Below are 24,974 nucleotides of genomic sequence, written 5' to 3' on the forward strand. Positions count from 1 at the left end.
ACGGGTGGTCCTGGGTCCCGCCGGGCGCGGCGGGTACGGCTCGCGGGGCGGGCGGAGGATGGTCGGCCCGTGCTGGGGCTGATCGTGGTGCATGTCGTGCTGGCGGGCTGCGCGGGGGCGTTCGTACGGTGGTGGGGGCGGCGGGCGTTCCTGGTGCTGGCGGCGGCCCCGGCGGCCGCCGCGGTGTGGGCCGCCGTCGAATGGGACGCGGTGGCGGGCGGCCGGACCCGCGAGGAGTCCTGGCGGTGGGCGCCGACCTTCGGCCTGGAGATCGCGCTGCGGCTCGACGCGCTGAGCCTGCTGCTCGCCGTGCTGGCCGGCGGCGTCGGGGCGCTCGTCCTCATCTACTGCGCCGGGTACTTCACGGACGACGAGCCCGGGCTCGGCCGGTTCGCCGGCACGCTCACCGCGTTCGCCGGGGCCATGCTCGGCTTGGTGCTGGCCGACGACCTGATGCTCCTGTACGTCTTCTGGGAGCTGACCACCGTCCTGTCCTTCCTGCTGATCGGCCACACCTCGGAGAAGAAGGCGAACCGGCGCTCGGCGCTCCAGGCGCTGATCGTCACCACCGCCGGCGGGCTCGCGATGCTCGTCGGGCTGCTGATGCTCAGCCACGCCGCCGGCACCGACCGGCTGTCGGAGCTGGTCGCGCACCCGCCGGCCGCTTCCGGGCCGGTGCGGGTCGCGGTGGTGCTGGTGCTCGCCGGGGCGCTGTCGAAGTCGGCGATCTGGCCGTTCAGCCTGTGGCTGCCGGGCGCGATGGCCGCGCCGACGCCCGTCAGCGCGTACCTGCACGCGGCGGCGATGGTGAAGGCGGGCGTCTACCTCGTCGCCCGGCTCGCGCCCGGCTTCGCCGGGGTGGACCCCTGGCGGGCACTGACCGTCGGGCTCGGGGCCGTCACCATGCTGCTCGGCGGGTGGCGGGCGCTGCGGGAGTACGACCTGAAGCGGATTCTCGCCTACGGGACGGTCAGCCAGCTGGGGTTCCTCGTCGTGCTGGCCGGGACGGGGTCACGGAACGCGGGGCTCGCGGCGGTGGCGATGCTGCTCGCGCACGCGCTGGCGAAGGCGGCGCTCTTCCTGGTCGTCGGGGTGGTCGACCGGGCGACCGGCACCCGGGATGTGCGGCTGCTCGCCGGGAGGGGGCTGGCGCGGCGCGTGCCTGTTGCCTGCGCGGCGGCGGTGCTGGCGGGGGGTTCGATGGTGGGGCTGCCGCCTTTTCTGGGGTTCCCGGCGAAGGAGGGGGCGTTCGCCTCGCTGGAGGGGTCGGGGTGGGTGCTCGCGGGGGTGGTACTCGGTTCGATCCTGACGGTCACGTATACGCTCCGCTTCCTGCGCGTGTTCCTCCCGGGAACCGGGGGGCCCGGTGCGCCTCCGTCCGTGCGCGGGGAGCGTCCCGTTCCGCCGGGGCACGGCACCTCCCGTCAAAGCGCGGGCGCAGCCGTCACCGGCGGGGTCGCGCTCGTGCTCGCCGCGGGCGGGCTCGCGCTCGGGCCCGCGGTCACCGCGATGGAACCGCTGTTCACCGCGTACGCGGACTCGCTGCCCGGGAAAGGCGAGCACGCGTATCACCTCGCGTTGTGGCACGGGTGGGCCAACACCCCGTTCGCGCTGTCCGTGCTCGCGTGGGGCGTGGGCCTGCTCGGGTTCGCGGTGAACGAGCAGCTTGCCCGCGTGGGGCGGAAGGCGCCGACCCCGTCGGCGGAGGGGGTGTTCGCGCGCGGGGTGCGCGGGATCGAGTGGGTGGCGCTCCAGGTCACCGGGACCATCCAGCGCGGGTCGCTGGCGAACTACCTGACCACCGCGCTGCTGGTGTTCGGCGGCGCCGAGGCGTACGCGCTGGTGCGCGGCGCCCCCTGGCACACCCCGGGAGCACCCCGCCTCGCGGACGACGCCGCGCAGGCCGCCGTCGCGCTGGCGGTCGGCGCCGCGGCCGTGCTGTGCCTGACGGCCCGCTCCCGGATGAAGGCCGTCGTGCTGGCCGGCACCACCGGCTACGGCACCGGCGTGCTGTTCGTCCTCCAGGGCGCCCCCGACCTCGCGCTGACCCAGTTCGCCGTGGAGACCGCGGCGATCGTGGTGTTCGTGCTGGTGCTGCGCCGGCTGCCGGGCCGGTTCCCGCGGACGGCGACGACCTGGCGGCGGCTGCTGAACCACGCCGTGGGCGTGCTGGTCGGCGCGCTGACCGCCGGGCTGACGTATGTGACGTCGGCGGCCCGTACCGCCCCGGGTTCGGGCCCCGCGCTGGTGGAGGCGACCGCGCACGACGGGGTGAAGAACGTCGTCGCCACCATCCTGGTGGACCTGCGGGCCTGGGACACCATGGGCGAGTCCGCGGTGCTCGCGGTGGCCGCGGTCGGCGTGACGAGCCTGGTGTTCCTGCGCCGCCGCACCGGCGCGCTGCCCCGGGCCGCCGCCGAGCAGGCGGCCGGCGGCGACCCGGGCACGGTCTGGCGGGCCGGTCCCGGCGAGGCCGCGCCGCCGGCCTCGCTGGCCCCGGAGCGCACCTGGCTGGAAGCCGGCCGCACGCTGGCCGATGAGCGCCGCTCCGTGGTGTTCGAGGTGACCGCCCGGCTGGTCTTCCATCCGATCCTGGTGCTGTCCCTGTATCTGCTGTTCAGCGCCGAGAACCTGCCCGGCGGCGGCTTCACCGCGGGTCTGGTGGCCGGCCTCGCCCTCGTCGTGCGCTATCTGGCCGGCGGCCGGTACGAGCTGGCGGCCGCGGCCCCGCTGGACGCCGGGTTCCTGCTCGGCGCGGGCCTGGTGGTCTCGGTCGGCACCGGGCTCGGCGGCCTGGTCTTCGGCGGGGCGGTGCTCGACGCGGGCGTGGTGCACACGCGTCTGCCGCTGATCGGCGAGGTGCACCTGGCCAGCCCGGTGCTGTTCGACTGCGGTGTCTACCTGCTGGTGCTCGGCGTGGTGCTGGACGTGCTGCGCAGCCTCGGCGCCGAGGTGGACCGGCAGATCGAACGCGAGCAGGACCGCAAGACCCGCGCGACCCGGGCCGCCGGCGGCAACCGCGGCATCCGCCCCCGGCCCGCACCGGGCGACGACCGTCCCGACTCCCCTGGAGGCCCCGCGTGAACGCGACCGTCGCCCTGATCGCGGCCGGCGGCATCCTCGTCGGCTGCGGCACCGCGCTGCTGCTGGCCCGTCCGCTGACCCGGATCCTGCTGGGCGCGGTGCTGCTCGGCAACGGCGCGAACCTGCTGGTGCTGGCCACCGGCGGCGGAGCCGGGCAGGCGCCGCTGCTGTATCCGGGCACCGACGCGAACGGCGTGGCCGACCCGCTGCCGCAGGCGATGGCGCTGACCGCGATCGTGATCACCCTCGCGCTGACCGCGTTCCTGCTCGCGATGGCCTACCGCAGCTGGCAGTTGGGCGGCACCGACGACGTGCAGGACGACGTGGAGGACATCCGGATCACCCTGCGGGCCGAACACGAGGGCAGCCGGGCCGAGTTGCGGGCCGCGCTGCGGGCGGACCGGGTACGGCAGGCGCGGGCCGACGAGAGCGAGGACCTGGACGACGAGGTGTGGGACCGGGTGCTCGGCGCCGACCGGGACCCGGCGCCGGCCAACAAGGCTCCGGGGGCCGGGCGTTGAGCGGGCTGGCCGGCGGCGGCGCGGCGCACGGCGTCGCCACCCTGCTCCCGCTGCCCGTCGCCCTGCCGCTGCTCGCCGCGGGCGTGAAGCTCGCGATCGGCCAACGGCTGCCCCGCACCCAGCGGTTCATCAGCACCGGCGTGCTCGCCACCGTGCTGGGCGTGTCGCTGGCGCTGCTGATCGGCGCCGACCGGGACGGGCCCCGGGTGATGCACACCGGGACCTGGCCGGCCAGCGTCGGCATCACGCTGGTCGCGGACCGGCTGTCCGGGCTGATGCTGGTGGTGTCGTCCGCGGTGACGCTGTGCGTGCTGGTCTACTCGATCGGCCAGGGCACCGCCGACAGCGACGAGGTCACCCCGCTGACCGTCTTCCACCCGGCGTATCTGATCCTGGTCGCCGGGGTGTGCGACACCTTCCTGGCCGGCGACCTGTTCAACCTCTACGTCGGCTTCGAGATCATGCTGACGGCGAGCTACGTGCTGCTGACGCTCGGCGGGACGGCGGCGCGGATCCGGGCCGGCGCCACCTACGTCGTGGTGTCGCTGCTGTCGTCCGTGCTGTTCCTGATCGCGATCGGGATGGTCTACGGCGCGGCCGGCACCGTCAACCTGGCGCTGCTCGCCGGGCGGCTGGGCGAGCTGCCGTCGGGGGTGCGGCTGCTGCTGCAGATCGCGCTGCTGACCGTCTTCGGCATCAAGGCGGCGGTCTTCCCGCTGGCGGCCTGGCTGCCCGACTCCTACCCGACCGCGCCCGCGCCGGTGACGGCGGTCTTCGCCGGGCTGCTCACCAAGGTCGGCGTCTACTGCGTGCTGCGCACCCAGACGCTGCTGTTCCCCGGCGGCCGGCTGGCCGATCCGCTGATGGTGATCGCGCTGCTGTCGATGCTGGTGGGCATCCTCGGCGCGGTCGCCCAGACCGACCTGAAGCGGCTGCTGTCGTTCACCCTGGTCAGCCATATCGGCTACATGGTCTTCGGCATCGCGCTGGCATCGCGCGGCGGGCTGGCCGGCGCGGTGTTCTACGTGGCGCACCACATCACCGTGCAGACGACGCTGTTCCTCGTCGCGGGCCTGATCGAGCGGCGCGGCGGCACCACCGACCTGCTGCGGCTGGGCGGCCTGGCCCGGCTGTCCCCGCTGCTCGCGGTGGTCTTCTTCGTGCCGGCGATGAACCTGGCGGGCATCCCGCCGCTGTCCGGCTTCCTCGGCAAGCTCGGCCTGCTGCGGGCCGGCATCGCGTACGGCGGCCCGTGGGCGTACACGCTGGTGGCCGGCGGCATCGTCACCAGCCTGCTGACGCTGTACGCGCTGGCGAAGGTCTGGAACCTGGCGTTCTGGCGGGCCGCGCCGCCCGACGAACCGGCGCCCGGCACCGTCCTGGAGTCCGCGGAGACCGACGACACCGAGGACGAGGGGGACGCCGTACCGCTGCCCGCCGGCGCCCCGCACACCGCCTCGCTCAGCGGCCGGCCGATCACCACGACCACCGCGGCCTCCCCCACCATGCTCGGCGCCACCTGCGCGCTGGTCGCGCTCGGCCTGAGCTACACGGTGCTGGCCGGCCCGCTGTCGGGGCTCGCCGACCGGGCCGCCGCCGAGCTGCTGACCCGCACCCCGTACGTCTCGGCGGTGCTCGGCCCGGGTCATGGCGACGCTGTGCGATCGTGAAGGGGTGAACCTGGAGGACCTCGCCCGGCTGCGCCGGGCCCGTGACCAGATGGACCGCGACTACGCGGAGCCGCTGGACGTGCCCGCGCTGGCCAGGACCGCCCTGATGTCGGCGGGCCACTTCTCGCGCAGCTTCCGCGCCGCGTACGGCGAGACCCCGTACAACTACCTCATGACCCGGCGGATAGAGCGGGCCAAGGCGCTGCTGCGGCGCGGCGACCTGAGCGTGACGGAGGTCTGCTTCGCGGTGGGCTGTACGTCGCTGGGGTCGTTCAGCTCGCGCTTCACGGAGCTGATCGGCGAGAGCCCCAGCGCGTACCGGGCCCGCGCCCATGACGACGGGGCGAACATCCCGGCCTGCGTCGCCAAGATGTACACCCGGCCGGTCAGGATCCCGCCCGCGAGCCAGGCCGGGAAGCCGGTCAGGAATGGAGAAGCAGAATCCGACCGCCGGCCGTAGCGTGAAACCCATGGACATCAACCTTTCGCAGTGTTTCATCGCCGTCGACGACCACGACAAGGCGCTCGCCTTCTACCGCGACGTGCTGGGTCTCGAAGTGCGCAACGACGTCGGTTTCGAGGGCATGCGCTGGGTGACCGTCGGGTCGCCGTCGCAGCCGGAAGTGGACATCGTCCTGGAGCCGCCGCTCGCCGACCCGAACGCGTCGGCCGCCGACAAGCAGGCGATGGCGGAGCTGCTGGCGAAGGGCCTGCTGCGGGCCGTCATCTTCAGGACCGACGACGTGGACGCGGTCTTCGAGAAGATCCGCGCCGCGGGCGCCGAGGTGATCCAGGAGCCGGTGGACCAGCCGTACGGCGTCCGGGACTGCGCGTTCCGCGACCCCTCGGGCAACATGCTGCGCTTCAACCAGCCGCGCAAGCAGTGAGCCCCGCGCCGGCCGGGTCGACCGGGCCGCACGCCGCCGACAGCCACGACGTGATCCGCGTGCACGGCGCGCGGGTGAACAACCTCAAGGACATCGGGATCGAGATCCCCAAGCGCCGGCTGACGGTGTTCACCGGGGTCTCGGGCTCGGGCAAGAGCTCGCTGGTGTTCGGCACGATCGCCGCGGAGTCGCAGCGGCTGATCAACGAGACCTACAGCGCGTTCGTCCAGGGCTTCATGCCGACCCTGGCCCGGCCCGAGGTCGACGTGCTGGACGGGCTGACCACCGCGATCATCGTGGACCAGCAGCGGCTCGGCGCCGACCCGCGCTCCACCGTCGGCACCGCCACCGACGCCAACGCGATGCTGCGCATCCTGTTCAGCCGGCTGGGCGACCCGCACATCGGGCCGCCCAGCGCGTACGCCTTCAACGTGCCCTCGGTGAGCGCGAGCGGCGCGATCACCGTCGAGCGCGGCGGCAGGAAGGCGGTCAAGGCGACGTTCAAGCGCACCGGCGGGATGTGCCCGCGCTGCGAGGGCCGCGGCAGCGTCTCCGACATCGACACCGGGCAGCTCTACGACCCGTCGAAGTCGCTCAGCGAGGGCGCGATCACCGTGCCCGGCTACACCGGCGGCGGCTGGAACTCCCGGCTCTACGTCGAGTCCGGCTTCTACGACCCGGACAAGCCGGTCGCGAAGTTCACCAAGAAGGAACTGCACGACTTCCTGCACCACGAGCCGGTGCGGATGAAGATCGCCGGCATCAACATGACGTACGAGGGCCTGATCCCGCGGATCCAGAAGTCGATGCTCTCCAAGGACCGGGACGCGCTCCAGCCGCACATCCGCGAGTTCGTGGACCGGGCCGTCACCTTCACCACCTGCCCCGAGTGCGACGGCAGCCGGCTCGCCGAGGGCGCGCGCTCGTCGCGGATCGGCAAGGTCGGCATCGCCGACGCCTGCGCGATGCAGATCAGCGACCTGGCCGAGTGGGTGCGGGGGCTGGACGAGCCGTCGGTGGCGCCGCTGCTCACCGCGCTGGGGCAGGCCCTGGACTCGTTCACCGAGATCGGCCTCGGCTACCTCGCGCTGGACCGGCCGTCGGGCACGCTGTCGGGCGGCGAGGCGCAGCGGGTGAAGATGATCCGGCAGCTCGGCTCGTCGCTCACCGACGTCACGTATGTCTTCGACGAGCCGACGATCGGCCTGCACCCGCACGACATCCAGAGGATGAACGGGCTGCTGCTGCGGCTGCGGGACAAGGGCAACACGGTGCTGGTGGTGGAGCACAAGCCCGAGGTGATCGCGATCGCCGACCACGTCGTGGACCTCGGTCCCGGCGCCGGCACGGCCGGCGGCACCGTCTGCTTCGAGGGCACCTTCGAGGACCTGCGGTCCGGCGACACCCTCACCGGCCGGCACCTGGACGACCGGGCCGCGCTGAAGGAGACCGTGCGCGAGCCCACCGGAACGCTGCCGATCCGCGGCGCGGACGAGCACAACCTGAAGGACGTCGACGTGGACATCCCGCTCGGGGTGCTCACCGTCCTCACCGGCGTGGCCGGGTCCGGCAAGAGCTCGCTGGTGAACGGTTCGCTGGTGCACGACGCGGGGGCGGTCCGCACGGGGGTCGTGTCGATCGACCAGAGCGCGATCCGCGGCTCGCGGCGCAGCAACCCGGCGACGTACACGGGCCTGCTGGACCCGATCCGGAAGGCGTTCGCGAAGGCCGGCGGGGTCAAGCCGGCGCTGTTCAGCGCCAATTCGGAGGGCGCCTGCCCGACCTGCAACGGCGCCGGGGTCGTCTACACCGACCTGGCGATGATGGCCGGGGTCGCCTCGGTGTGCGAGGAGTGCGAGGGGAAGCGGTTCCAGGCGTCGGTGCTGGAGTACACCTTCGGCGGCAAGGACATCAGCGAGGTGCTGGCGATGCCGGTGGCCGAGGCGCTGGAGTTCTTCGCTGCCGGGGACGCCCACGTGCCGGCCGCGCACGCGATCCTGACCCGGCTCGCCGACGTCGGCCTCGGCTACGTCAGCCTCGGTCAGCCGCTCACCACCCTGTCCGGCGGCGAGCGGCAGCGCCTGAAGCTCGCCGCGAGCCTCGGGGGCAAGGGCGACCTCTACGTCCTGGACGAGCCGACCGCCGGCCTGCACCTGGCCGACGTCGAGCAACTCCTCGCCCTGCTCGACCGGTTGGTGGACGCCGGCAAGTCGGTCGTGGTGGTCGAACACCACCAGGCGGTGATGGCCCACGCCGACTGGATCATCGACCTGGGCCCCGGCGCGGGCCACGACGGCGGCAGCGTCGTCTTCGAGGGCACCCCGGCCGACCTGGTGGCCGCCCGCTCCACCCTGACCGGCGAACACCTGGCAGCGTACGTGGGCGCCTGACGCCCGGGACCTGCCGGCCCGCCCGCTACCAGTGCGCCGGGCGGGTCAGTGGGGGCGGGAGCCTGGTTCGGGCGTCGCCGCGGGCCGCGTTGGTCTGGGACTGGGTCAGGAAGAGGGACGTGCTGAGGTCGGCGCCGCGCAGATCGGTGTCGCGGAGGTCGGCGCCGATCAGGTCGGCCTCGCGGAGGTCCGCTTCGCGGAGGTCGGCCGCGATCAGGTAGGCGCCGCGCAGGTCGGTGCCGCGCAGGTTCGCTCCGCGGAGCTTCGCAGCCACCAGGTCGGCGTGGCGGCGGGAGCGGGCGCGGGTGCCGGCGCGGGTCAAGGCGCTGGCGCGCAGCAGGAGTTCGTTGGTGCGGGTGCGTTCGGCCGGGAGGTCGAGCGCGAGGAGTTCGTCCGGGCCGAGCAGGCTGAGGGCGGTGATCCGGTCGGCCTCGCGGGCGGCGGCCTCGCGGAGGGCGGCGGCCTTCGGCAGCGCCTGCGTCTCGGCCAGGTACCAGAGCAGTTCGTGCAGTTGGCGCACCACCGGCAGCACCGCGAACATCGCCCGGCCGCCGTCGGCGGCCCGGCGCCAGTCCTGTCCGGCGAAGGTCAGCCGGGAGATCTTCTGGCCGGCGCCGAAGCAGTCGTAGACCGTGCAGCCGGCGTATCCGCTGCCGCGCAGCTCGCGGTGGATGCCGCAGCGGTCGTCGGCGCCGAGGTGCCCGCAGGGCTCACCCACCTGTTTGTCGGCGGCGAAGTCGGCGGACCTGGTGAAGGCGAGCGCCACACAGCACAGCCCGAAGCAGTCGCCGCAGTCGGCCCGCAGGCCGTCCCGCACCTCCACCACGTCGCACCCGTTCCCGTAAAGCCATCAGCGGCGGGTCGCCGTCAGGTACGGCGGCCCGCCGTCAATGGTGCCCCATCGGGACGGGGAGTCAGGCGCCGGGCGTCACGCGCCGGGGAAGGACGCCGGCTTCGCGGCCGTGTACAGCCAGGTGGTGAAGAACGAGCCGAGGTCCTTGCCCGACAGCAGCTCGGCCAGCTGCTCGAACTGCGCGATCGTGCCGTTGCCGTACCGGTGCAGGGCCGGCCACGCCTTGAGCAGCGTCAGGAACGCGTGGTCGCCGATGGTGTCGCGCAGCGCCTGGATCGCGACGGCGCCCCGGTCGTACACCGCGTCGTCGAACTGGTCGGCCGCGCCCGGGTCGCCGGGCTTCACCGTCCAGAACGGGTCGTCGGCCGGGTGGGCGTCGTAGATCTGCCGGGCGAGCTGCTGCGGGGTGCCCTGGTGCTCGTGCTCGGCCCACAGGAACTGCGCGTAGCTGGCGAAGCCCTCGTTCAGCCAGATGTCCGACCAGCGCTCCAGCGAGACGTCGTCGCCCCACCACTGGTGGGCCAGCTCGTGCGCGACGGTGTCGGTGTTGGGTCCCGAGGCGAAGGTGGCGGGGCTGTAGAAGACCCGGGTCTGCGCTTCGAGCGAGAAGTGCGAGGGCACGTTCGGCACGTAGCCGCCGGCCGCGTCGAACGGGTACGGGCCGAAGTAGCCGCTCAGGAAGTCGATGATCTCCCCGGTGCGCTCCACGCTGGCCTTGGCGTTCGCGGCGAGCGCGGGGTCGAGGTCGGTGCTGTACGCGTTGATGACCGGCACACCGGTGCGGGTGCGGCTGTGCGTGATGTCGAAGTGGCCGACGGCGAGGGTGGCCAGGTAGGTGGCCTGCGGCTTGTCCTGCCGCCAGTGGTAGCTGGTCAGGCCGCCGGAGGTGCGGGACGAGACCAGCAGGCCGTTGCTGATCGCCTGGCTGCCTTGGGGCACGCGGACGTTGACGTCGTAGGTGGCCTTGTCCGACGGGTGGTCGTTGCTGGGGAACCACCACCACGCCGACTCGGGCTCGTTGGCCGCCACTCCGCCGTCCGGGGTGCGCTGCCAGGACGTGAAGCCGTACCGCTCGACGGAGGAGGGCACGCCGGAGTACGTGACGGCGACGGCGATCCGGTGGCCGCGGGCGATCGGGTGCTCCGGGGTGATGACCAGCTCCTGCTCGCCGCTTGCGGCGAACCGCGCGGCCCGGCCGTCCACGGTGACCTTGCTGACGTCCAGCGCGAAGTCCAGGTCGAAGCTGGTCAGCCCCTGGGTGGCGGTCGCGGTGATCAGCGCGGTGCCTGACAGCGTGTCGGTGGCGGGGCGGTAGTCGAGGTCGAGCGCGTAGTGGGAGACGTCGTAACCGCCGTTCCCGTACGTCGGATAGTACGGATCGCCGATGCCGGGCGCGCCGGGCCCGGTGCCGGCGGCGGTTGCCGGGGTCGCCAGCAGCAGGCCGAGGGCGGTGACGGCGGACGCGATCACTGACTTTCGCACAGGGGTCCTCCAGCGCGGGGAGCAGGGAGCGGAGCTTTCGGGCGCCACGGGTGGCGGGCGGCACGGGTGGCGCGCACCAACGAGTGGCAGGTACACGGCGACCTTAGAAAGCCACGGGCGTAACAGCCACCCCAATGCCCCCTGTCGTCGCAGAAACTTCACCGGGTGCAACACAGTGGCCGGAACGCGAAGGCGCGCGCCGGCGCGTTGCTCCCGGCGGGTGACCACGGCCGCCCCCGGGCCACGGCAACCCGGCGCCGGGCCCCGCTTCTGCGACATTCGGCCCATGCGCGTCCTGGGCAAGCTCCGCGGAAGGCTGCCGTGGCCGCTGGTCTGCTGGCTGATCGTGGTGTGGGTGCTGCTGTGGGGGAAGGTCACCGCCGGCAACGTGCTGAGCGGCCTCGTCGTCGGCGTGCTGCTCTGCCTGGCCTTCCCGCTGCCGCCGCTGGACCTGGAGCTCCGGCTGCACCCGGCGGGCATCGTGCGCTTCGCCGCCCGCTTCCTGTTCGACCTGACGGTCTCCGGGCTGCGGACGGTCTGGCAGATCCTGTCCCCCGGGCCACTGCCCTGCGCGGTGCTCGCCGTGCCGCTGCGCTCGCGCGGCGACCTGATGCTGACGGCGACGGCGATCGCGATCTCCGCGGTGCCCGGCAGCGTCGTCCTGGAGCTGCAACGCGCCACCGGCACGGTGTTCGTGCACTTCATGGGGTACGGGACCGGCCCCGCGGCCACCGAGGCGCACGCGCGGGCGGACGTGCAGCGGCTGGAACGGCTGGTGGTGCGGGCCTTCGGCACCCGCGCGGACATCGCCGCGCTCGACGGGCCCGACGAACCACGTGACGACCCCGAGGGCGCCTGATGGACTGGGTGACCGGGATCGTCCTCGCCCTGCTGATCGGCTCCGGCGTGCTGGTCTTCGTCCGGCTGGCCCGCGGCCCCTCGATGCTGGACCGGGCGGTGGCGGTCGACGCGCTGCTCGCCGTGGTGGCGGCCGGCCTCGGCGCGCGGGCGGCCGAGGGCCGGACCCCGTACACGCTGCCGGTGCTGCTGGTGCTGGCGTTCCTGGGTTTCACCGGCTCGGTGGCCGTCGCCCGCTTCATCGCGCTGCGCGATCCGGAGGAGGGGAGGACCGTGGAAGAGCACCCGATGCACGCGGACCACCCAGACCAGGTGGACCACGAGGACGGCGGGGATACCGGCCACGGGCGCCCCGGCCCGCGAGAGGGGGAGTCATGAGCCTGACGCAGGTCAGCGACGTGGCCGCCGACGCCTGCCTGCTGCTGGGCGCGGCCCTGTGCTTCGTGGCCGGCATCGGCCTGCTGCGGCTGCCCGACACCCTCACCCGGATGCACGCGGCGACCAAGCCGCAGGTGCTCGGCGTGCTGCTGGTGCTGCTCGGTCTCGGCCTGCGCTTGCGTTCCTGGGTGGACTTGGGAACGCTCGTTCTGATTGGCACGTTTCAGCTCATGACCGTCCCGGTCGCGGCGCACATCGTGGCGCGCGCCGCGTATCGGACCGGGCAGGTGCGCGGTGGCGAGCTGGTGCGGGACGAACTGGACGAGCGGCTGACCCGGCCCGAAAGGCCAGATAGGTTCTTTATGTGAAGAAGATCTGGCTGGCCAGAATGCTCCAGCGGGTGGAGGACGAGTACCTCTCCCGCATGGGTCTCTCGCTGCCACTTCTCGCCATCGGCATCGTGATCGTCACGGACCTGGCAGCCGGCCACGACAGCTATCTCACCCCGGGAATCGTGGCCGCGCCGCCACTGGCCGCGATCGTCGTCAACTGGCAGCGCACCCTGTTCATCGGCATCCTCGGGCTGCTGGTCCAGGCCGCGCTGGCGCCGTACGACGGGGTCGCCGAGATCCCCGACCACGACGTGCTCTTCGGCCAGCTCTTCGCCTACGCCCTGGTCACCCTGTTCAGCGTCTACATCGCCTGGCGGCGGGAGACCGGCGCGAAGGCGTTCACCGCGATCACCTCGGTCGCGGAGGCGGCCCAGCACGCCCTGATGCGCCCGCCGGCCCCGCGGGTGGGCATCGTCCGGCTCGCGGTGCGGTACGTGTCGGCCGCCGACGCCGCGCAGATCGGCGGCGACCTCTACGCCGTCCTCGACACCCCGCACGGCGTGCGGGCACTGATCGGCGACGTGCGCGGCAAGGGCCTGGGCGCGGTGCAGACCTCCGCGGTGGTGCTCGGCGCGTTCCGGGAGGCCGCCTACGACGAGGGCGGCCTGGACTGGGTGGCGCAGCGGGTGGACACCAGCGTCCGGCGGCATGTGACCGGCGGCGACTTCATCACGGCGCTGTTCGCCCAGTTCGACCGGCCCGACAGCGTCGAGCTGCTGCACTACGGCCATGTGGCGCCGCTGCTGGTGTCCCGGGACGGCACGGTGGAGACGCTGAACCCGGAGGAGCCGTGGGTGCCGCTCGGCCTGGCCGACCTGGTCAAGGGCGGGCCCAAGCCGTGGCGGGTGCACCTGCGGCCCGGCGATGTGCTGGTGCTGTGCACCGACGGGGTGATCGAGGCCCGCAGCCCGCTGGACAACACGTTCTACCCGCTGCTGGACCGGGTCGGCCCGCTGGTCGCGGGCTCGGCGCACGACCTGGACGCGGCGGTGGAACGGGTCTACCGCGACCTGCTGCGGCACGCCGGCGGCTCGCTGTCGGACGACGTGGTGGTGCTGCTGCTCACCGCGACACCGCGGCCGCTGCCGTTCCATCCGCAGGACCCGCCGATCTCCACGACGTGACGGGCCCTGGCCCTGGCCCCGGTATCCGGCCGGGCCGGACGGGGGCGTGACCGGCGGCCGTACGCGACCGGGGGCTCAGCGGGTGGCGCGCTCCAGGGCGACCAGCACCGATTCGTACCGCTCCCCCGTGGCGTGCTCCATGCCCAGCTCGCACATCCGGTTCGCCGACAGGTAGGCGTCGTAGCCGCGCGCGGCGACCTCCTCGGCCTCCGGGCGGGTCGCCGCCCCGGTCAGCTCCTCGTGCAGCATCCCGCGGTCGCCGGCGAAGGCGCAGCAGCCGGCGTCGTCGGGCACCACGACCTCGGCGGCGCAGGCCCGTGCGACCTTCTCCAGGGCTCCGGTGTCACCCAGATGGCGCATCGAGCAGGTCGGATGCAGCACGGCGGAGCCGACGGTGTCGCTGACCGTGAGCCGCGGCAGCAGGTGCTCGGCGGCCCAGACCACCGAGTCCAGCACCGTCAGTTCGCCGTGCAGCTCGCGGTTGGCCTCGGTCAGATACGGCCGCACGTCGTGGGCCAGGCCCAGCGTGCAGGAGCTGGCGTCCACCACCAGCGGCAGCCGGCCGCCGCCGGTCCACACCCAGGCGCACTCCACGATCCGGTTGGCCATCACCGCGTTGCCGTCCCGGTAGCCCTTGGAGTGCCAGATGGTGGCGCAGCAGGTGCCGGTGACGTCGGGCGGGATCCACACCGGCAGCCCGGCCCGCGCCGAGACCGTCACCAGCGACTGCGGCAGGTAGGCGTACGAGCCGTCGGGCGCGCCGAAGATCCGGTTCACGCACGAGGGGTAGTAGACGGCCGCGGCGCCGTCCTTGGAGGTGTCCGGCAGCCGGCGCGGGGCGGCGCCCGGGATCTCCGGCAGCCACTGCGGCACCAGCTCGGGGCGCACCGCGCGGCGGGCCAGCTCGGTGGCGGCGGCCAGCGGACGGTCGCCGGCCCGGTCCCGTACGGCGTCGGCGGTGGCCACGGTGGTGCGGGCGGCGCGCTCGGCGGCCCGCCAGTGGGTGGCCAGCGTGGTGGCGAGCCGCTGCTCGGCGCGGGAGTGCCGGAGCGCGCGGAAGTCGCGCATCATCGCGCCGGTGTCGATGCCGACCGGGCAGGCCAGCTTGCAGGTGGAGTCGCCCGCGCAGGTGTCCACGGCGTCGTAGCCGTACGCGTCCAGCAGCTCGTGCAGCACCGGGGAGCCGGCCGGCTGCCGCAGCATCTCGCGGCGCAGCACGATCCGCTGCCGGGGCGTGGTCGTCAGGTCGCGGCTGGGGCAGGTCGGCTCGCAGAAGCCGCACTCGATGCAGGCGTCGGCCACCGGCTCGATCGGCGGCAGGGTCTTCAGGCCACGCAGGTGGCCGCGCGGGTCGTGGTCGAGGACGACGTGCGGGGCGAGGATGCCGTCCGGGTCGAGCAGCCGCTTGATCCGCCACATCAGGGCGGTGGCCTTGGCACCCCACTCCAGTTCGAGGAACGGCGCGATGTTGCGGCCGGTGCCGTGCTCGGCCTTCAGCGAGCCGTCGAACCGCTCGGTGACGGTGTGGCAGAAGTCGTCCATGAAGGCGGCGTAGCGCTCGACGTCGGCGGGCCGCGCGGCGTCGAACGCGAGCAGGAAGTGCAGGTTGCCGTGCGCTGCGTGGCCGGCCACGGCGGCGTCGAAGCCATGCCGGCGCTGGAGGTCGAGCAGTTCGGCGCAGGCGTCGGCGAGGGCCTGCGGCGGCACCGCGAAGTCCTCGGTGATCAGCGTGGTGCCGGGCGGGCGGGCGCCGCCGACCGCCGTGACGAACGCCTTCCTGGCCTTCCACAGCCCGGCGATCCGCTCCGGGTCGCGGGTGAACTCGTTGTCCGCCGACGGCACCGGGCGCACCAGGCCCAGGTCGTCGCAGACCCGGCGGGCGGCCCGCTCGTACGCGGCCAGCTCCGTGACGTCCGCCGCCCGGAACTCCACCAGCAGCGCGGCGCACTCCTCGGGCACCCCCGCCCAGTCCGGCGGCACTCCCGGCACCGCCACCGACGCGCGCAGCACATGGCCGTCCATCAGCTCCACGAACTCCGCGCCGGCCTGGCTGAGCAGCGGGACAGCCGCGGCGGCGGCCGGCAGCGACGGGAAGAACAGCAGCCCGGCGGTGGCCGCGGCGCGCACCGGCAGCGTCGTGTAGACCGCCTCGGCGACGAAGCCGAGGGTGCCCTGCGAGCCGATCATCAGCCCGCGCAGGATCTGGGCGGGCGTCTCGGCGTCGAGGAACGCGTCGAGCCGGTAGCCGTTGGTGTTCTTGATCGCGTACTTGGCGCGGATCCTGGCGGTCAGCTCCTCGTCGGCCTCGATCTCGTCCCGCAGGTCGAGCAGCCCCTGGCAGAGCTCGGGCTCCGCGGCCTCCAGGCCCGCGTCGGCGTCCGGGTCGCCGGTGTCCACGACGGTGCCCGACGGCAGGACGACGGTCAGCGAGGCGACCGTGCGGTAGGAGTCCCTTGTGGTGCCCGCCGTCATGCCGGAGGCGTTGTTGGCGAGCACGCCGCCGACGGTGGCGGCCGCCGCGCTCGCCGGGTCCGGCCCCAGCACCCGCCCGTGCCGGGCCAGGGCGGCGTTCGCCCGCGCGAGGACGGTGCCCGGCAGGATCCGGGCGCGCTCGCCGTCCGCCTCGACCTCCACGCCGCTGAAGTGCCGCCGCACGTCCACGAGGATGTCCTCGCCCTGCGCCTGCCCGTTCAGGCTCGTCCCGGCCGCCCGGAACACCAGGTTCCGCCGCTCCTTGCGGGCGTAGGCCAGCAGCGTGACGACGTCCTGCACGCTCTCGGGCACGACGACGGCCTGCGGCACGAACCGGTACGGGCTGGCGTCCGAGGCGTAGCCGACGAGGTCGGCGATCCGGCTCCTCACCTTGCCCGCGCCGAAGAGCCCTTCCAGGCCCGCCCGGAGCCCGGGCGGCGTCCCGGCCGCGCGGGATTCCTCGACGCGGTCGGGGGCGGGGGTGGAGGGCGGGGTGGGACGCAGTGCCTCGCCCTTTGGTGCGGGCATGGGACCTCCGGTCGGGGTGGGGCGACGGCGAGCGCTGCTCGCCAACCTAATCCCGCCTCCCGCGCTGCGCGCGGCGTGCTCTGGTCGCCGGGCGGGCGGGGGGCGGTTGTGGTCGGCTCCCGGTTGCCACCGGGTGGGCTTTCCGCCCCGGTGGGCGGACCCGTTTCGCTTTCCGGCTTGGCGCCGTGCCTGCCGGTGTTTCCCACCCTCCCCCAACCTTCGGCCGGGGGGACCCCCATCTCGCTTCGCTCGCCCGTGCGAGTGCGTCCTTGGGTGCACGTTTTCTGGTGGGTGGGGTCGGGGCCGCCCCGGGGCACCTCCTCGGGCTGATCACGCACCCGGGATAAATCACGAGGCCCCATGTCGTTCACAGCCCTGCGGGGGCACCCCGGACCGTCCCCTCCCAGGCCGGACGGCGGCTTGAGGCCGCGAGGGGGTGATCGGTGGGCGGCTGGGGTCCGTAGTAAGCATCAGGCCAAAAACTCAACCACCAGTGACCTCTCAGCCGCCAAACGAGCCCAGCCAGCGGCCCTCGGGGGCGCAATGCTCCATCAGTAACCCGCAGCCGACAACGAACAGCCACCCCCACCGATCACCCCCCAGCGGCCTCAAAGCCGCCGACGGACCCGGGAGGGGACGGACCGGGGTGCCCCCGCAGGATTTCCGACAGACCGGTCTGCACCTGACGACGAAACCCGCGCGGAGGGAATCCGAGGAGGTGCCACGGACCGGCACCGACCCCCACCCACCAGAAAACGTGCACCCAAGGACGCACCCGCACGGGCGGGCGGGTGGGAAACACCGGAAGGCAACCGGGCCGCACCCGGAAACGAAAGCCGCACCGCCCACCGGGGGCGGAAACCTCACCCGGTGGTGGCCGGACGCGAGCCACCGCTTCCCCCGGCCGAGAGCCCCCCGCTCAAATTCCCTGCCGCATCGGCGGAAGCCACTCCGCGAATCTGCCGGCGAGCCGGTCGCGGGCCTCCATGCTGTCGGCGAAGACGTCCGCGCCCCCGTCGTAGGGGTGGACGACCCATCGGCAGTCCAGCCCGGTCAGGATGACGCCGTCGGTCATGTCGTCGGCCACGCACAGCAGGAGCCGATCCAGTGCGGAGTCGTGAAGGCCCGCCGCGGAGACGTAATGGTGCTGCCACGAGTGGAAGCCCGGCTCGGTGGCCAGGTCGTCGCTTCGCCAGTGCGCGGCCCCCGGCATGGCGGCAGCGACCGCCGTGTGTCGCGGTGTCGGGAAACCGGTCACCGACCAGGAGCAGGTGATCGCCACCATTTCGCCGCCGACCGTGGCGTCGCCGAGGAGATCGCCCAGAAGCACGTCGTGGCGACGCAGGATCTCGGTGTATTCGGCGTCCGAGGTGGCATACCTCTTGCCCCCCGGGAGTGCCTGGAAGCGAACCCAACGCTCAGGAAACCCGCGCCGCAGTCGGCCGCTCTCCGGCGCGCACTCAGGCCACGACCTGTTCCAGGCACGATCGAGCCCGGCAATGTCCACCGACTGACCCCGGCCTCTCATGACCCCGCAGGTTAGTCACACCCGCTGACAACGGACAGCCAATATCCGCCCGACAGCGAACCCCAGCAACCCACCGATCACCCACCGCGGCCTCAAGCCGCCGACGGACCCGGGAGGGGACGGACCGGGGTGCCCCCGCAGGATTTCCGACAAGCCGGGGTGCACCCGAAAAAGAGAGCCGCACGGAGGAAATCCGAGGAGGTGCCCCGGGCCGGCCCCGACCCCGCCCACCAGAAGACCCGCACCCAAGGACGCACCCGCACGGGCGGGCGGGGTGGGAAAAAACGGCAGGCACGGCGCCCAGCCGTGAAAACGAACGGGTCCGCCCACCGGGGCGAAGACCTCACCCGGTGGTAACCGGGAGCGAACCGCCGGCTCCACCTGCGCTTCATCCCGCTGGGGTCGACTGACCCCGTGCAAATGACACTTCGCGGAAAAAGAACCGTAAGCGCCGCCCTGGCAACCTCCCTCGCCCTGCTGCTGGCCGGCAGCGTCACCGGAACCGCCGTCGCCTCCGGCGCCCACGCCGGCAACGCACCCGCCGCCTCGGGCAGCTGGCTGCCGCAGACACCCCCGAACTGGCCCCAAGTCGTCGACTACACCAAGTCCCCCGAGACCACCGTCACCCGCGGCCTCCAGCACTACTCCGAGACGTACGACACCGTCGGCGGCCGGCAGCACGTGCAGGTGCTGGACGCCGACCTCGGCGACCCGAACCTGCGGGTCGGCGTCGTCGAGGCCGGCGACACCGTGACCGATCCGGCCGACGAGACCGTGTCGTCGATGGCGGCCCGTACGCATGCTGTCGCCGGCGTCAACGGCGACTACTTCGAGATCCACGCCAGCGGGCGGCCGCTCGGCGGTGTGATCACGGACGGGCGGCTGCTGAAGAGCCCGAAGGCGGGCTTCGCCTCGGAGTTGGGCGTCAAGCCGGACGGCTCCATGGTGATGGGGCCGGAGAACTTCTCCGGGACGATCACCGACGGCTCCGCCAGCCGCGCGCTGACCTCGGTCAACACCGTGGACGACGTGGCGGCCGGCGGTGTCACGGAGGTGACGCCGGATCTCGGTGACACGCCGGGGCTGACCGGCGGCACCCTGGTGCTCGGGCGTCAGACGGCCGGCGGGTTCACGGTGGAGAGCGTGCGGACCGGTGTGACGTCCGTGGACCGGCTGGCGGCAGGGCAGTCGGGGCTGCTGGGCGGCGGCGCGGGCGGGCAGTGGCTGGCGGCGAACCTGCACGTGGGCGACACCGTGGGGGTGGCCGGCCGGCTGTCCCCCGACAACGACCTCACGCAGATGGTCAGCGGCGTGGACGTCCTGGTGAAGGACGGCAAGGTCTACCAGGACCCGACCGGCACCCCGCCCAGCGGCGCCAACCCGGAGACGGCGGTCGGCCTGAGCAAGGACGGCCGGCACGTCGTCACCGTCGCCATCGACGGGCACGGCGGCACCGACAACGCGTTCGGCGTCACCCCGGAGCAGGCGGCCGGCTACATGGTCGCGCACGGCGCGTACACCGCGATGCTGTTCGACGGCGGCGGGTCCACGACGATGGCGGTGCGTGCTCCCGGCGCCGCGCAGGCCACCGTGGCCAACACGCCCTCGGACCTGCCGGGCAACGCCGAACGCCCGGTCGGCAACGGCATATTCTTCTACTCCACGGCCAAAGCGCCCGGTTCGGCCACCAAGGTCACCGTCAATGACGGCGCCGACGTCACCACCGTGCCCGGCGGCACCATCCCGCTGCCCGTGCACGCGCTGGACCGGCTCGGCAACCCGGCGGCCGGCGCCGTACACGTGACGGTGGTGCCGTCCTGGCTCGGGACGTACGCGGACGGCAGGTTCACCGCGAAGCACACCGGCACCGGCCTGATCCTGGCCAACGACGGCTGGGCGGTCGGCACGCAGCGGCTGGACGTCACGTCGAAGCTCGCCACGCTGGCGGTGTCGCCTGACGCGCCCGACCTGAACGGCGGCGAGACGCAGCAACTGACCCTGGCCGGCTCGGTCAAGGGCGGCAAGGCGGCGCAGATCCCCGCTGAAGCGGCCAGTTGGACGGTCACCCCGGCCGATCTCGGCACGGTCGACGCGCACGGCCTGTTCACCGCGGACGCCACCGACGGCGGCCTGGCGAAGGTCACCGCGACGGTCGGCGGCGCCACCGCGACCGCGTCGATCGCGGTGGGCAGCGTCACCACGACGATCGACCCGATGAGCAGCACCGCCGAGTGGCGGCTGAGCACCAACAGCACCGGCCAGCCCGCCACGTTGGCCGCCGACCCGGGCGTCGTCCCGCCGGGCTCGACGGAGCCGGCCTCACTCAAGCTCAGCTACACGATGCCCGCGGGCTCCGGCGTGAAGCAGCTCGTCCTGGTGCCCAACACGACGCTGAAGGCGGGCGCGGGCGACGACGGGCAGAACCCCACCGGCATCGGCGTGTGGATCAAGGGCAACGGCACCGGCATCGAACTGGCCGAGTCCTACATCGGAGTTGACGGCACCAGGACCACCCTCTACCCGACGTACGTCACCTGGAACGACTGGCACCTCGCGATCGCCGAGCTGCCCGCCGGGCTGCAATTCCCGCTGACCATCTCCTTCGTGGACTTCCTGGCGATCAGCCCCAGCACCACCACCGGCGGTTCGCTGGACGTCGCCGGGCTCCAGGCGCTGTACTCACCGCGGCCGGTGACCGTCCCGACCTACACCGCGATCCCGGAGAACCCGTCCTGGCTGTCGTTCGAGGAGGACTCCAAGGACTTCGCCAAGAAGGGCAACACCCTGCTGACCGGCGACGACGCGCACATGCTCGCGAGCGACCCGGGCTCGGTCAGCAGCAACGTGATGCACTCCATCGCGGGCCGGATCCCGACGCTGAGCCCGCAAGCGCGCCCGGACGCCGCCCAGTTCCTCGGTGACATGGCCGACGACGGCAAGCTGCCCGACCTCCAGTACGCCAAGTCCACGATGGACGCACTCGGCGTCCCGGAGCGGGACATCGTCGGCAACCACGAGATCACCCAGGGCGCCGACGGCGAGAACGGCAACTACAGCGCGACCTTCGGCGACACCCACTACGCGTACACCGAGGGCGCGGCGAACGTCGTCGTCACCGACAACTCGCACGGCAGCCTGCAGTCCTCCGACCCGTTCCAGAACCCGGCGGGCACCCAATACCCGTGGTTGGTCAAGCAGTTGACGGACAGCACGGCCAAGGACGTGCTCGTCGTCACGCACATGCCGGCGTACGACCCGCACCCGGCGGCGAACAGCCAGTTCACCGACCGCTGGGAGGCCCGGATGTACCTGCGCCTGGTGCAGAAGTACCAGGAGACACACAGGGACAAGCACGTGATCATGCTCTACGGTCACGCGCGCGGATTCTCCGAGCAGGTGCTCGACCCCGAGGGTGAGAACGTCAGCACCTCGGAGGGCGGCATCCCGCAACTCACCTTCGCCGACCTGGGGATGCCCGCGTACGCGCCCGCCGACCAGGGCGGCTTCTACCACTACGGGCTGCTGCGCATCGGCTCCGACGGCGGCCTCCAGTTCTCGGTGGAGCCCGCGCTGGCCTCGATCGCGGTGACCGCGCCGTCACAAACCCTCGCCAGGGGAGGGCAGTTGACGCTGACGGCGGCCGGCACCCAGACGGCCGGCGACAATCTGGCGCCGCTGACCATGCCGATCGCCAACCCGGCCTCGCACGTGTGGAGTTCGGACGACACCCGGGTCGCGTCGGTGGACAGGGTGACGGGCGTGGTCACGGCTCACCGCGCCGGGACGGTGGACGTCTCGGTGAGCAGTGGCGGGGTGACCGGCAGCGTGCGGTTGACCGTCGGGTAGTTCGTCCCTGCTTGCGTTCTGCCGGGGCCCCCTCTTTCGCGGGCCCCGGCTTCCGCCGCTAACCGGGCGCGGTGACCGGGTCGGTGAGCAGGTCGGGGACGGCCGCGAGCGCGGCCTCGCGCAGCGCGGGGACGTCCTCCTGCGGTATCCAGCGGTGCGGCCAGCGCACCCGGGTCCCGGTGCGGGACCAGCCGCCCACCGCGCACAGGAGTTTGTCGAGGGCCGGGTCGCTGTAGCCCGCTGCCGCCAGCGGCGCCACATGCCGGTCGAGGAACCCCCGCATCCGCACCTCGACCTCGGCGGCGCCCCGCGGATCGGCGGCCATCCGGTCGTACCACCGCACCGCACCGGCCGGGCTCATACAGGACACGTTCGAGTACGAGCCCGCCGCCCCGGCCCGGTAGCCGGTGGCCAGCGCGTGCCCGGCGACGAACACCGAGAAGCGCTCGGTCAGCCCGGCGGCCGGCTCCACCGAGGGCAGCTTCAGCCCGACGACCTCCGGCACGTCCTCCGCGATCCGCGCGAGCAGCGCGGGCGTGGCCTGCGTCTTGGCGTACGGCGGGTTGTACAGCACCAGCGGCACCCCGCCCGCCGCCCCGGCGAACCCGCGCAGCGCGGCCACGGCCTCGTCATCATGCAGCGGCAGCCAGTCCGGCAGCACCACCTGGATCGCCCCCGGCTCCAACCCGGCCGCCCGCCGCACCCGCTCCAGCGACACCCGCCCGGCGGGATGGCTCGCCCCCAGCTGATACGGCACCCCGGCCGCGGCGGCCATCCCCGCGACGAGCTCGTGCAGCCGGTCGTACTCCTGCTCCGACAGGGTGTGGAACTCGCCGGCGGTGCCGTTGGTGTAGACGCCGTGGACGCCGGAGCGGAGGACGGCGGCGAGGGATTGTTCGAGCCGGTCGAAGTCGATGGCGTCGTCCGCGGCGAGCGGGAGGAGGGTCGGGGACCAGATGCCGCGGAGGGTTTGGGGGGTCAGGGGTTGCACGGGGGTCCCTCCGGGTGGGGTGCGACGCCGGGGGTCCGGCGGCCGGATCATCGGACATCCTACGTGGGATGTCCTGGTTGCCACCGAGTGGGGTTTCCGCCCCCGGTGGGCGGACCCGTTTCCTTTTCCGGCTGGGCGCCGTGCCTGCCGTTCTTTCCCACCCGCCCGCCCGTGCAGGTGCGTCCTTAGGTGCGGGTCTTCTGGTGGGTGGGGTCGGGGCCGCCCCGGGGCACCTCCTCGGGCTGCTCACGGCACCGGGGCGAATTGGTTACCCCCATGTCGTTCACAGCCCTGCGGGGGCACCCCGGACCGTCCCCTCCCAGGCCGTATGGCGGCTTGAGGCCGCGGGAGGTGAGGGAGGGGTGCGCCGGGGGCCGGGCATGGGCGGGGGCCCGGGAACGGTGGGCGGAGGCGAACCGGGGCTAGGGGGTGGGGGTGGAGAGCCAGGTGGCGACGGTGGACATGGTGCGGGGGCCGTAGTCCGCGTTGATGCTCTGGACGAGATCGGCGATCGTCACCGCGCGCAGGGACTCGCGCCACGCCGCGTCCGCGTTGCTCATCGCGCGGGTGATCGCACAAGGCCCGACGCACGCCTCGGGCGGGGTGGCCAGCGGGCCCCGCTGGCGGATCTCGGAGCAGACGAAGGCCGGGCCGGGGCCGTCGATCGCCTCGACCACGTCGAGCACCGTGATCGACGCGGGCTCCCGCGTCAGGACGTAGCCGCCCGCCTTGCCCTGCACCGACCGTACGAGCCCCGCGCGCGAAAGCGCCTGAAGCTGCTTGGCCAGGTAGCTCGCCGACACGTCGTGCAGTTCGGCCAGCCGCGTCGCCGGCACCGGCTCGTCAGCAGATGTGAGCACGACGCAGCAGTGCAGCGCCCACTCGACCCCGCCTGACATCTTCACCCAATCACTCTAATCCAGCCGCGCTTGACTCGGACAGCAATCATCCGAGTATGATCCCGGATAGAAGGTGTCCGAGTTAGCGGACACGCCTCCCAGCGAAGGGTCGAGTCATGAAGTTCGCGGTCATCGGCGGTACCGGGCTGATCGGTTCGCTCGTCGTCAAGAAGCTGAACGCGGCCGGGCACGAGGCGGTGCCGTACTCGCAGTCCACCGGGGTGGACATCATCACCGGCAAGGGGCTGGACGAGGCGGTGGCAGGCGCCGACACCGTGATCAACCTGACGAACTCCCCCGCGTTCGACGAGACCTCGCTGGCCTTCTTCCAGACCTCGATGGACAACATCCTGGCCGCGGGCAAGAAGGGCGGCGTCCGGCACGCGGTCATCCTGTCGATCGTCGGCGTGGACCAGGTCCCGGAGCTGGACTACTACCGGGCCAAGGCACTCCAGGAGAACGTCCTCGCGGCCGGGCCGATCCCGTACTCGATCGTGCGCGCGACGCAGTTCATGGAGTTCATCGAGCCGACGATGTCGTGGACCACCGAGGGCGACACCGTCCGGCTGCCCGCCACCCCGATCCAGCCGATCGCGGCCGACGATGTGGCCGACGCGGTGGCCGAGGTCGCCGCGGGCGCGCCGCTCAACGGCATCCGCGACGTCGCCGGCCCCGAGGTCTTCCCGCTCGACGAGCTGGGCCGCATCACCCTGGCGCACGGGTCCACCGGCCGCACGGTGGTGACGGACCCCACGGCCGGCCTCTTCGCCGCCGTCAAGGGCGACGTCCTCACCTCCCCCACCGCCCACCGCGCCCCCACCCCCTACGCCACCTGGCTGGCTTCCACCACCTCCTGACCCGAGCACCACCCCCGGGCGCCCCGCCCGTGCGGATCAGAGGTTCGGGTGCCGGCATTTCCCGGTGGGGTTCATCGCCGTCGGCGGCTGCCCCGGCCCACCCCTGATCACCCCTTGCGGCCTCAAAGCCGCCGACGGACTCGGGAGGGGACGGGCCGGGGTGCCCCCGCAGGATTTCCGACAAACCGGTGTGCACCCGAGAACGAAACCCGCA

General features: G+C 73.0%; 18 protein-coding genes. 12 read left to right on the plus strand and 6 right to left on the minus strand.

Annotation, left to right across the window (positions count from 1 at the left end):
- Positions 1-69 precede the first annotated feature (69 nt).
- From ACQPW6_RS12015 to ACQPW6_RS12040, 6 genes are read left to right on the plus strand one after another with little or no spacing between them, the layout of a single operon-like run.
- Positions 70-3,084, plus strand: a complete 3,015-nt coding sequence (locus ACQPW6_RS12015; RefSeq protein WP_433889572.1) for a Na+/H+ antiporter subunit A — start codon at positions 70-72, stop codon at positions 3,082-3,084.
- Entirely contained in the window at positions 3,081-3,605 is a 525-nt protein-coding gene (locus tag ACQPW6_RS12020) for a Na(+)/H(+) antiporter subunit C (protein ID WP_433889573.1), read from the plus strand. Before ACQPW6_RS12015 ends, ACQPW6_RS12020 begins: the two co-directional genes overlap by 4 nt.
- Positions 3,602-5,275 (plus strand): Na+/H+ antiporter subunit D, encoded by a 1,674-nt coding sequence (locus ACQPW6_RS12025; protein WP_433889574.1) that lies wholly within the window; start codon positions 3,602-3,604, stop codon positions 5,273-5,275. The genes ACQPW6_RS12020 and ACQPW6_RS12025 overlap by 4 nt, the downstream gene beginning before the upstream one ends.
- Entirely contained in the window at positions 5,253-5,735 is a 483-nt protein-coding gene (locus ACQPW6_RS12030) for a helix-turn-helix transcriptional regulator (RefSeq protein ID WP_433889575.1), read from the plus strand. Before ACQPW6_RS12025 ends, ACQPW6_RS12030 begins: the two co-directional genes overlap by 23 nt.
- Before the next feature lie 10 nt (positions 5,736-5,745).
- Positions 5,746-6,162 carry a VOC family protein gene (locus ACQPW6_RS12035; RefSeq protein WP_433889576.1) on the plus strand — a complete coding sequence of 139 codons (417 nt, stop codon included), beginning with the start codon at positions 5,746-5,748 and terminating at the stop codon, positions 6,160-6,162.
- Positions 6,159-8,552: an ATP-binding cassette domain-containing protein gene (locus ACQPW6_RS12040; protein ID WP_433889577.1), complete on the plus strand. Its 2,394-nt coding sequence runs from the start codon at positions 6,159-6,161 to the stop codon at positions 8,550-8,552. Before ACQPW6_RS12035 ends, ACQPW6_RS12040 begins: the two co-directional genes overlap by 4 nt.
- A gap of 25 nt (positions 8,553-8,577) precedes the next feature.
- Here the strand turns inward: ACQPW6_RS12040 and ACQPW6_RS12045 are convergent, their stop codons facing one another.
- Positions 8,578-9,378, minus strand: a complete 801-nt coding sequence (locus ACQPW6_RS12045; RefSeq protein WP_433889578.1) for a pentapeptide repeat-containing protein — start codon at positions 9,376-9,378, stop codon at positions 8,578-8,580.
- Between the two features lie 102 nt (positions 9,379-9,480).
- The gene (locus ACQPW6_RS12050) at positions 9,481-10,887 is read right to left on the minus strand and encodes a M1 family metallopeptidase (RefSeq protein WP_433889579.1); all 1,407 of its coding nucleotides are present in this window, start codon (positions 10,885-10,887) and stop codon (positions 9,481-9,483) included.
- A 286-nt stretch (positions 10,888-11,173) separates the two neighbouring features.
- Between ACQPW6_RS12050 and ACQPW6_RS12055 the strand changes: the two genes are divergently transcribed.
- The 4 genes from ACQPW6_RS12055 to ACQPW6_RS12070 are packed head-to-tail and all read left to right on the plus strand — an operon-like array spanning position 11,174 to position 13,639.
- Positions 11,174-11,746 (plus strand): Na+/H+ antiporter subunit E, encoded by a 573-nt coding sequence (locus ACQPW6_RS12055; protein ID WP_433889580.1) that lies wholly within the window; start codon positions 11,174-11,176, stop codon positions 11,744-11,746.
- A complete protein-coding gene (locus ACQPW6_RS12060; RefSeq protein WP_433889581.1) occupies positions 11,746-12,123 on the plus strand; it encodes a monovalent cation/H+ antiporter complex subunit F in 378 nt (125 codons plus the stop codon). Before ACQPW6_RS12055 ends, ACQPW6_RS12060 begins: the two co-directional genes overlap by 1 nt.
- Positions 12,120-12,491, plus strand: coding sequence for a monovalent cation/H(+) antiporter subunit G (gene mnhG, locus ACQPW6_RS12065; RefSeq protein ID WP_433889582.1), 372 nt, complete (start codon positions 12,120-12,122; stop codon positions 12,489-12,491). The genes ACQPW6_RS12060 and mnhG overlap by 4 nt, the downstream gene beginning before the upstream one ends.
- Positions 12,488-13,639: a PP2C family protein-serine/threonine phosphatase gene (locus ACQPW6_RS12070; RefSeq protein ID WP_433889583.1), complete on the plus strand. Its 1,152-nt coding sequence runs from the start codon at positions 12,488-12,490 to the stop codon at positions 13,637-13,639. The genes mnhG and ACQPW6_RS12070 overlap by 4 nt, the downstream gene beginning before the upstream one ends.
- Before the next feature lie 75 nt (positions 13,640-13,714).
- Here ACQPW6_RS12070 and ACQPW6_RS12075 read toward each other — a convergent pair whose 3' ends face one another.
- Together ACQPW6_RS12075 and ACQPW6_RS12080 are read right to left on the minus strand one after the other, a co-directional pair.
- Positions 13,715-16,639, minus strand: coding sequence for an FAD-binding and (Fe-S)-binding domain-containing protein (locus tag ACQPW6_RS12075; RefSeq protein ID WP_433889584.1), 2,925 nt, complete (start codon positions 16,637-16,639; stop codon positions 13,715-13,717).
- A gap of 919 nt (positions 16,640-17,558) precedes the next feature.
- Complete coding sequence (locus ACQPW6_RS12080) at positions 17,559-18,167, minus strand: DUF3885 domain-containing protein (protein ID WP_433889585.1); 609 nt, start codon at positions 18,165-18,167, stop codon at positions 17,559-17,561.
- A 420-nt stretch (positions 18,168-18,587) separates the two neighbouring features.
- On the opposite strand from ACQPW6_RS12080, the gene ACQPW6_RS12085 reads away from it, so the two are divergent.
- Positions 18,588-22,013: a phosphodiester glycosidase family protein gene (locus ACQPW6_RS12085; protein WP_433889586.1), complete on the plus strand. Its 3,426-nt coding sequence runs from the start codon at positions 18,588-18,590 to the stop codon at positions 22,011-22,013.
- A 58-nt stretch (positions 22,014-22,071) separates the two neighbouring features.
- Here the strand turns inward: ACQPW6_RS12085 and ACQPW6_RS12090 are convergent, their stop codons facing one another.
- Entirely contained in the window at positions 22,072-23,004 is a 933-nt protein-coding gene (locus ACQPW6_RS12090; RefSeq protein WP_433889587.1) for a dihydrodipicolinate synthase family protein, read from the minus strand.
- 422 nt (positions 23,005-23,426) lie between these two features.
- A complete protein-coding gene (locus ACQPW6_RS12095; protein ID WP_433894512.1) occupies positions 23,427-23,903 on the minus strand; it encodes an RrF2 family transcriptional regulator in 477 nt (158 codons plus the stop codon).
- 116 nt (positions 23,904-24,019) lie between these two features.
- Here ACQPW6_RS12095 and ACQPW6_RS12100 point away from each other — a divergent pair, with 116 nt between their 5' ends.
- Complete coding sequence (locus ACQPW6_RS12100) at positions 24,020-24,760, plus strand: SDR family oxidoreductase (RefSeq protein ID WP_433889588.1); 741 nt, start codon at positions 24,020-24,022, stop codon at positions 24,758-24,760.
- Positions 24,761-24,974 lie beyond the last annotated feature (214 nt).

Source organism: Streptomyces sp. CA-111067, from assembly GCF_050956065.1.
GTDB lineage: Bacteria > Actinomycetota > Actinomycetes > Streptomycetales > Streptomycetaceae > Actinacidiphila.

What these genes read in the sequence shown, in the direction of transcription:
- ACQPW6_RS12030 (WP_433889575.1), top strand. Translation starts at nt 5,253, where the DNA reads ATGGCGACGCTGTGCGATCGTGAAGGGGTGAACCTGGAGGACCTCGCC.
- ACQPW6_RS12035 (WP_433889576.1), top strand. Translation starts at nt 5,746, where the DNA reads ATGGACATCAACCTTTCGCAGTGTTTCATCGCCGTCGACGACCACGAC.
- ACQPW6_RS12055 (WP_433889580.1), top strand. Translation starts at nt 11,174, where the DNA reads ATGCGCGTCCTGGGCAAGCTCCGCGGAAGGCTGCCGTGGCCGCTGGTC.
- ACQPW6_RS12060 (WP_433889581.1), top strand. Translation starts at nt 11,746, where the DNA reads ATGGACTGGGTGACCGGGATCGTCCTCGCCCTGCTGATCGGCTCCGGC.
- mnhG (WP_433889582.1), top strand. Translation starts at nt 12,120, where the DNA reads ATGAGCCTGACGCAGGTCAGCGACGTGGCCGCCGACGCCTGCCTGCTG.
- ACQPW6_RS12075 (WP_433889584.1), bottom strand. Translation starts at nt 16,639, where the DNA reads ATGCCCGCACCAAAGGGCGAGGCACTGCGTCCCACCCCGCCCTCCACC.
- ACQPW6_RS12080 (WP_433889585.1), bottom strand. Translation starts at nt 18,167, where the DNA reads ATGAGAGGCCGGGGTCAGTCGGTGGACATTGCCGGGCTCGATCGTGCC.
- ACQPW6_RS12085 (WP_433889586.1), top strand. Translation starts at nt 18,588, where the DNA reads ATGACACTTCGCGGAAAAAGAACCGTAAGCGCCGCCCTGGCAACCTCC.
- ACQPW6_RS12095 (WP_433894512.1), bottom strand. Translation starts at nt 23,903, where the DNA reads ATGTCAGGCGGGGTCGAGTGGGCGCTGCACTGCTGCGTCGTGCTCACA.
- ACQPW6_RS12100 (WP_433889588.1), top strand. Translation starts at nt 24,020, where the DNA reads ATGAAGTTCGCGGTCATCGGCGGTACCGGGCTGATCGGTTCGCTCGTC.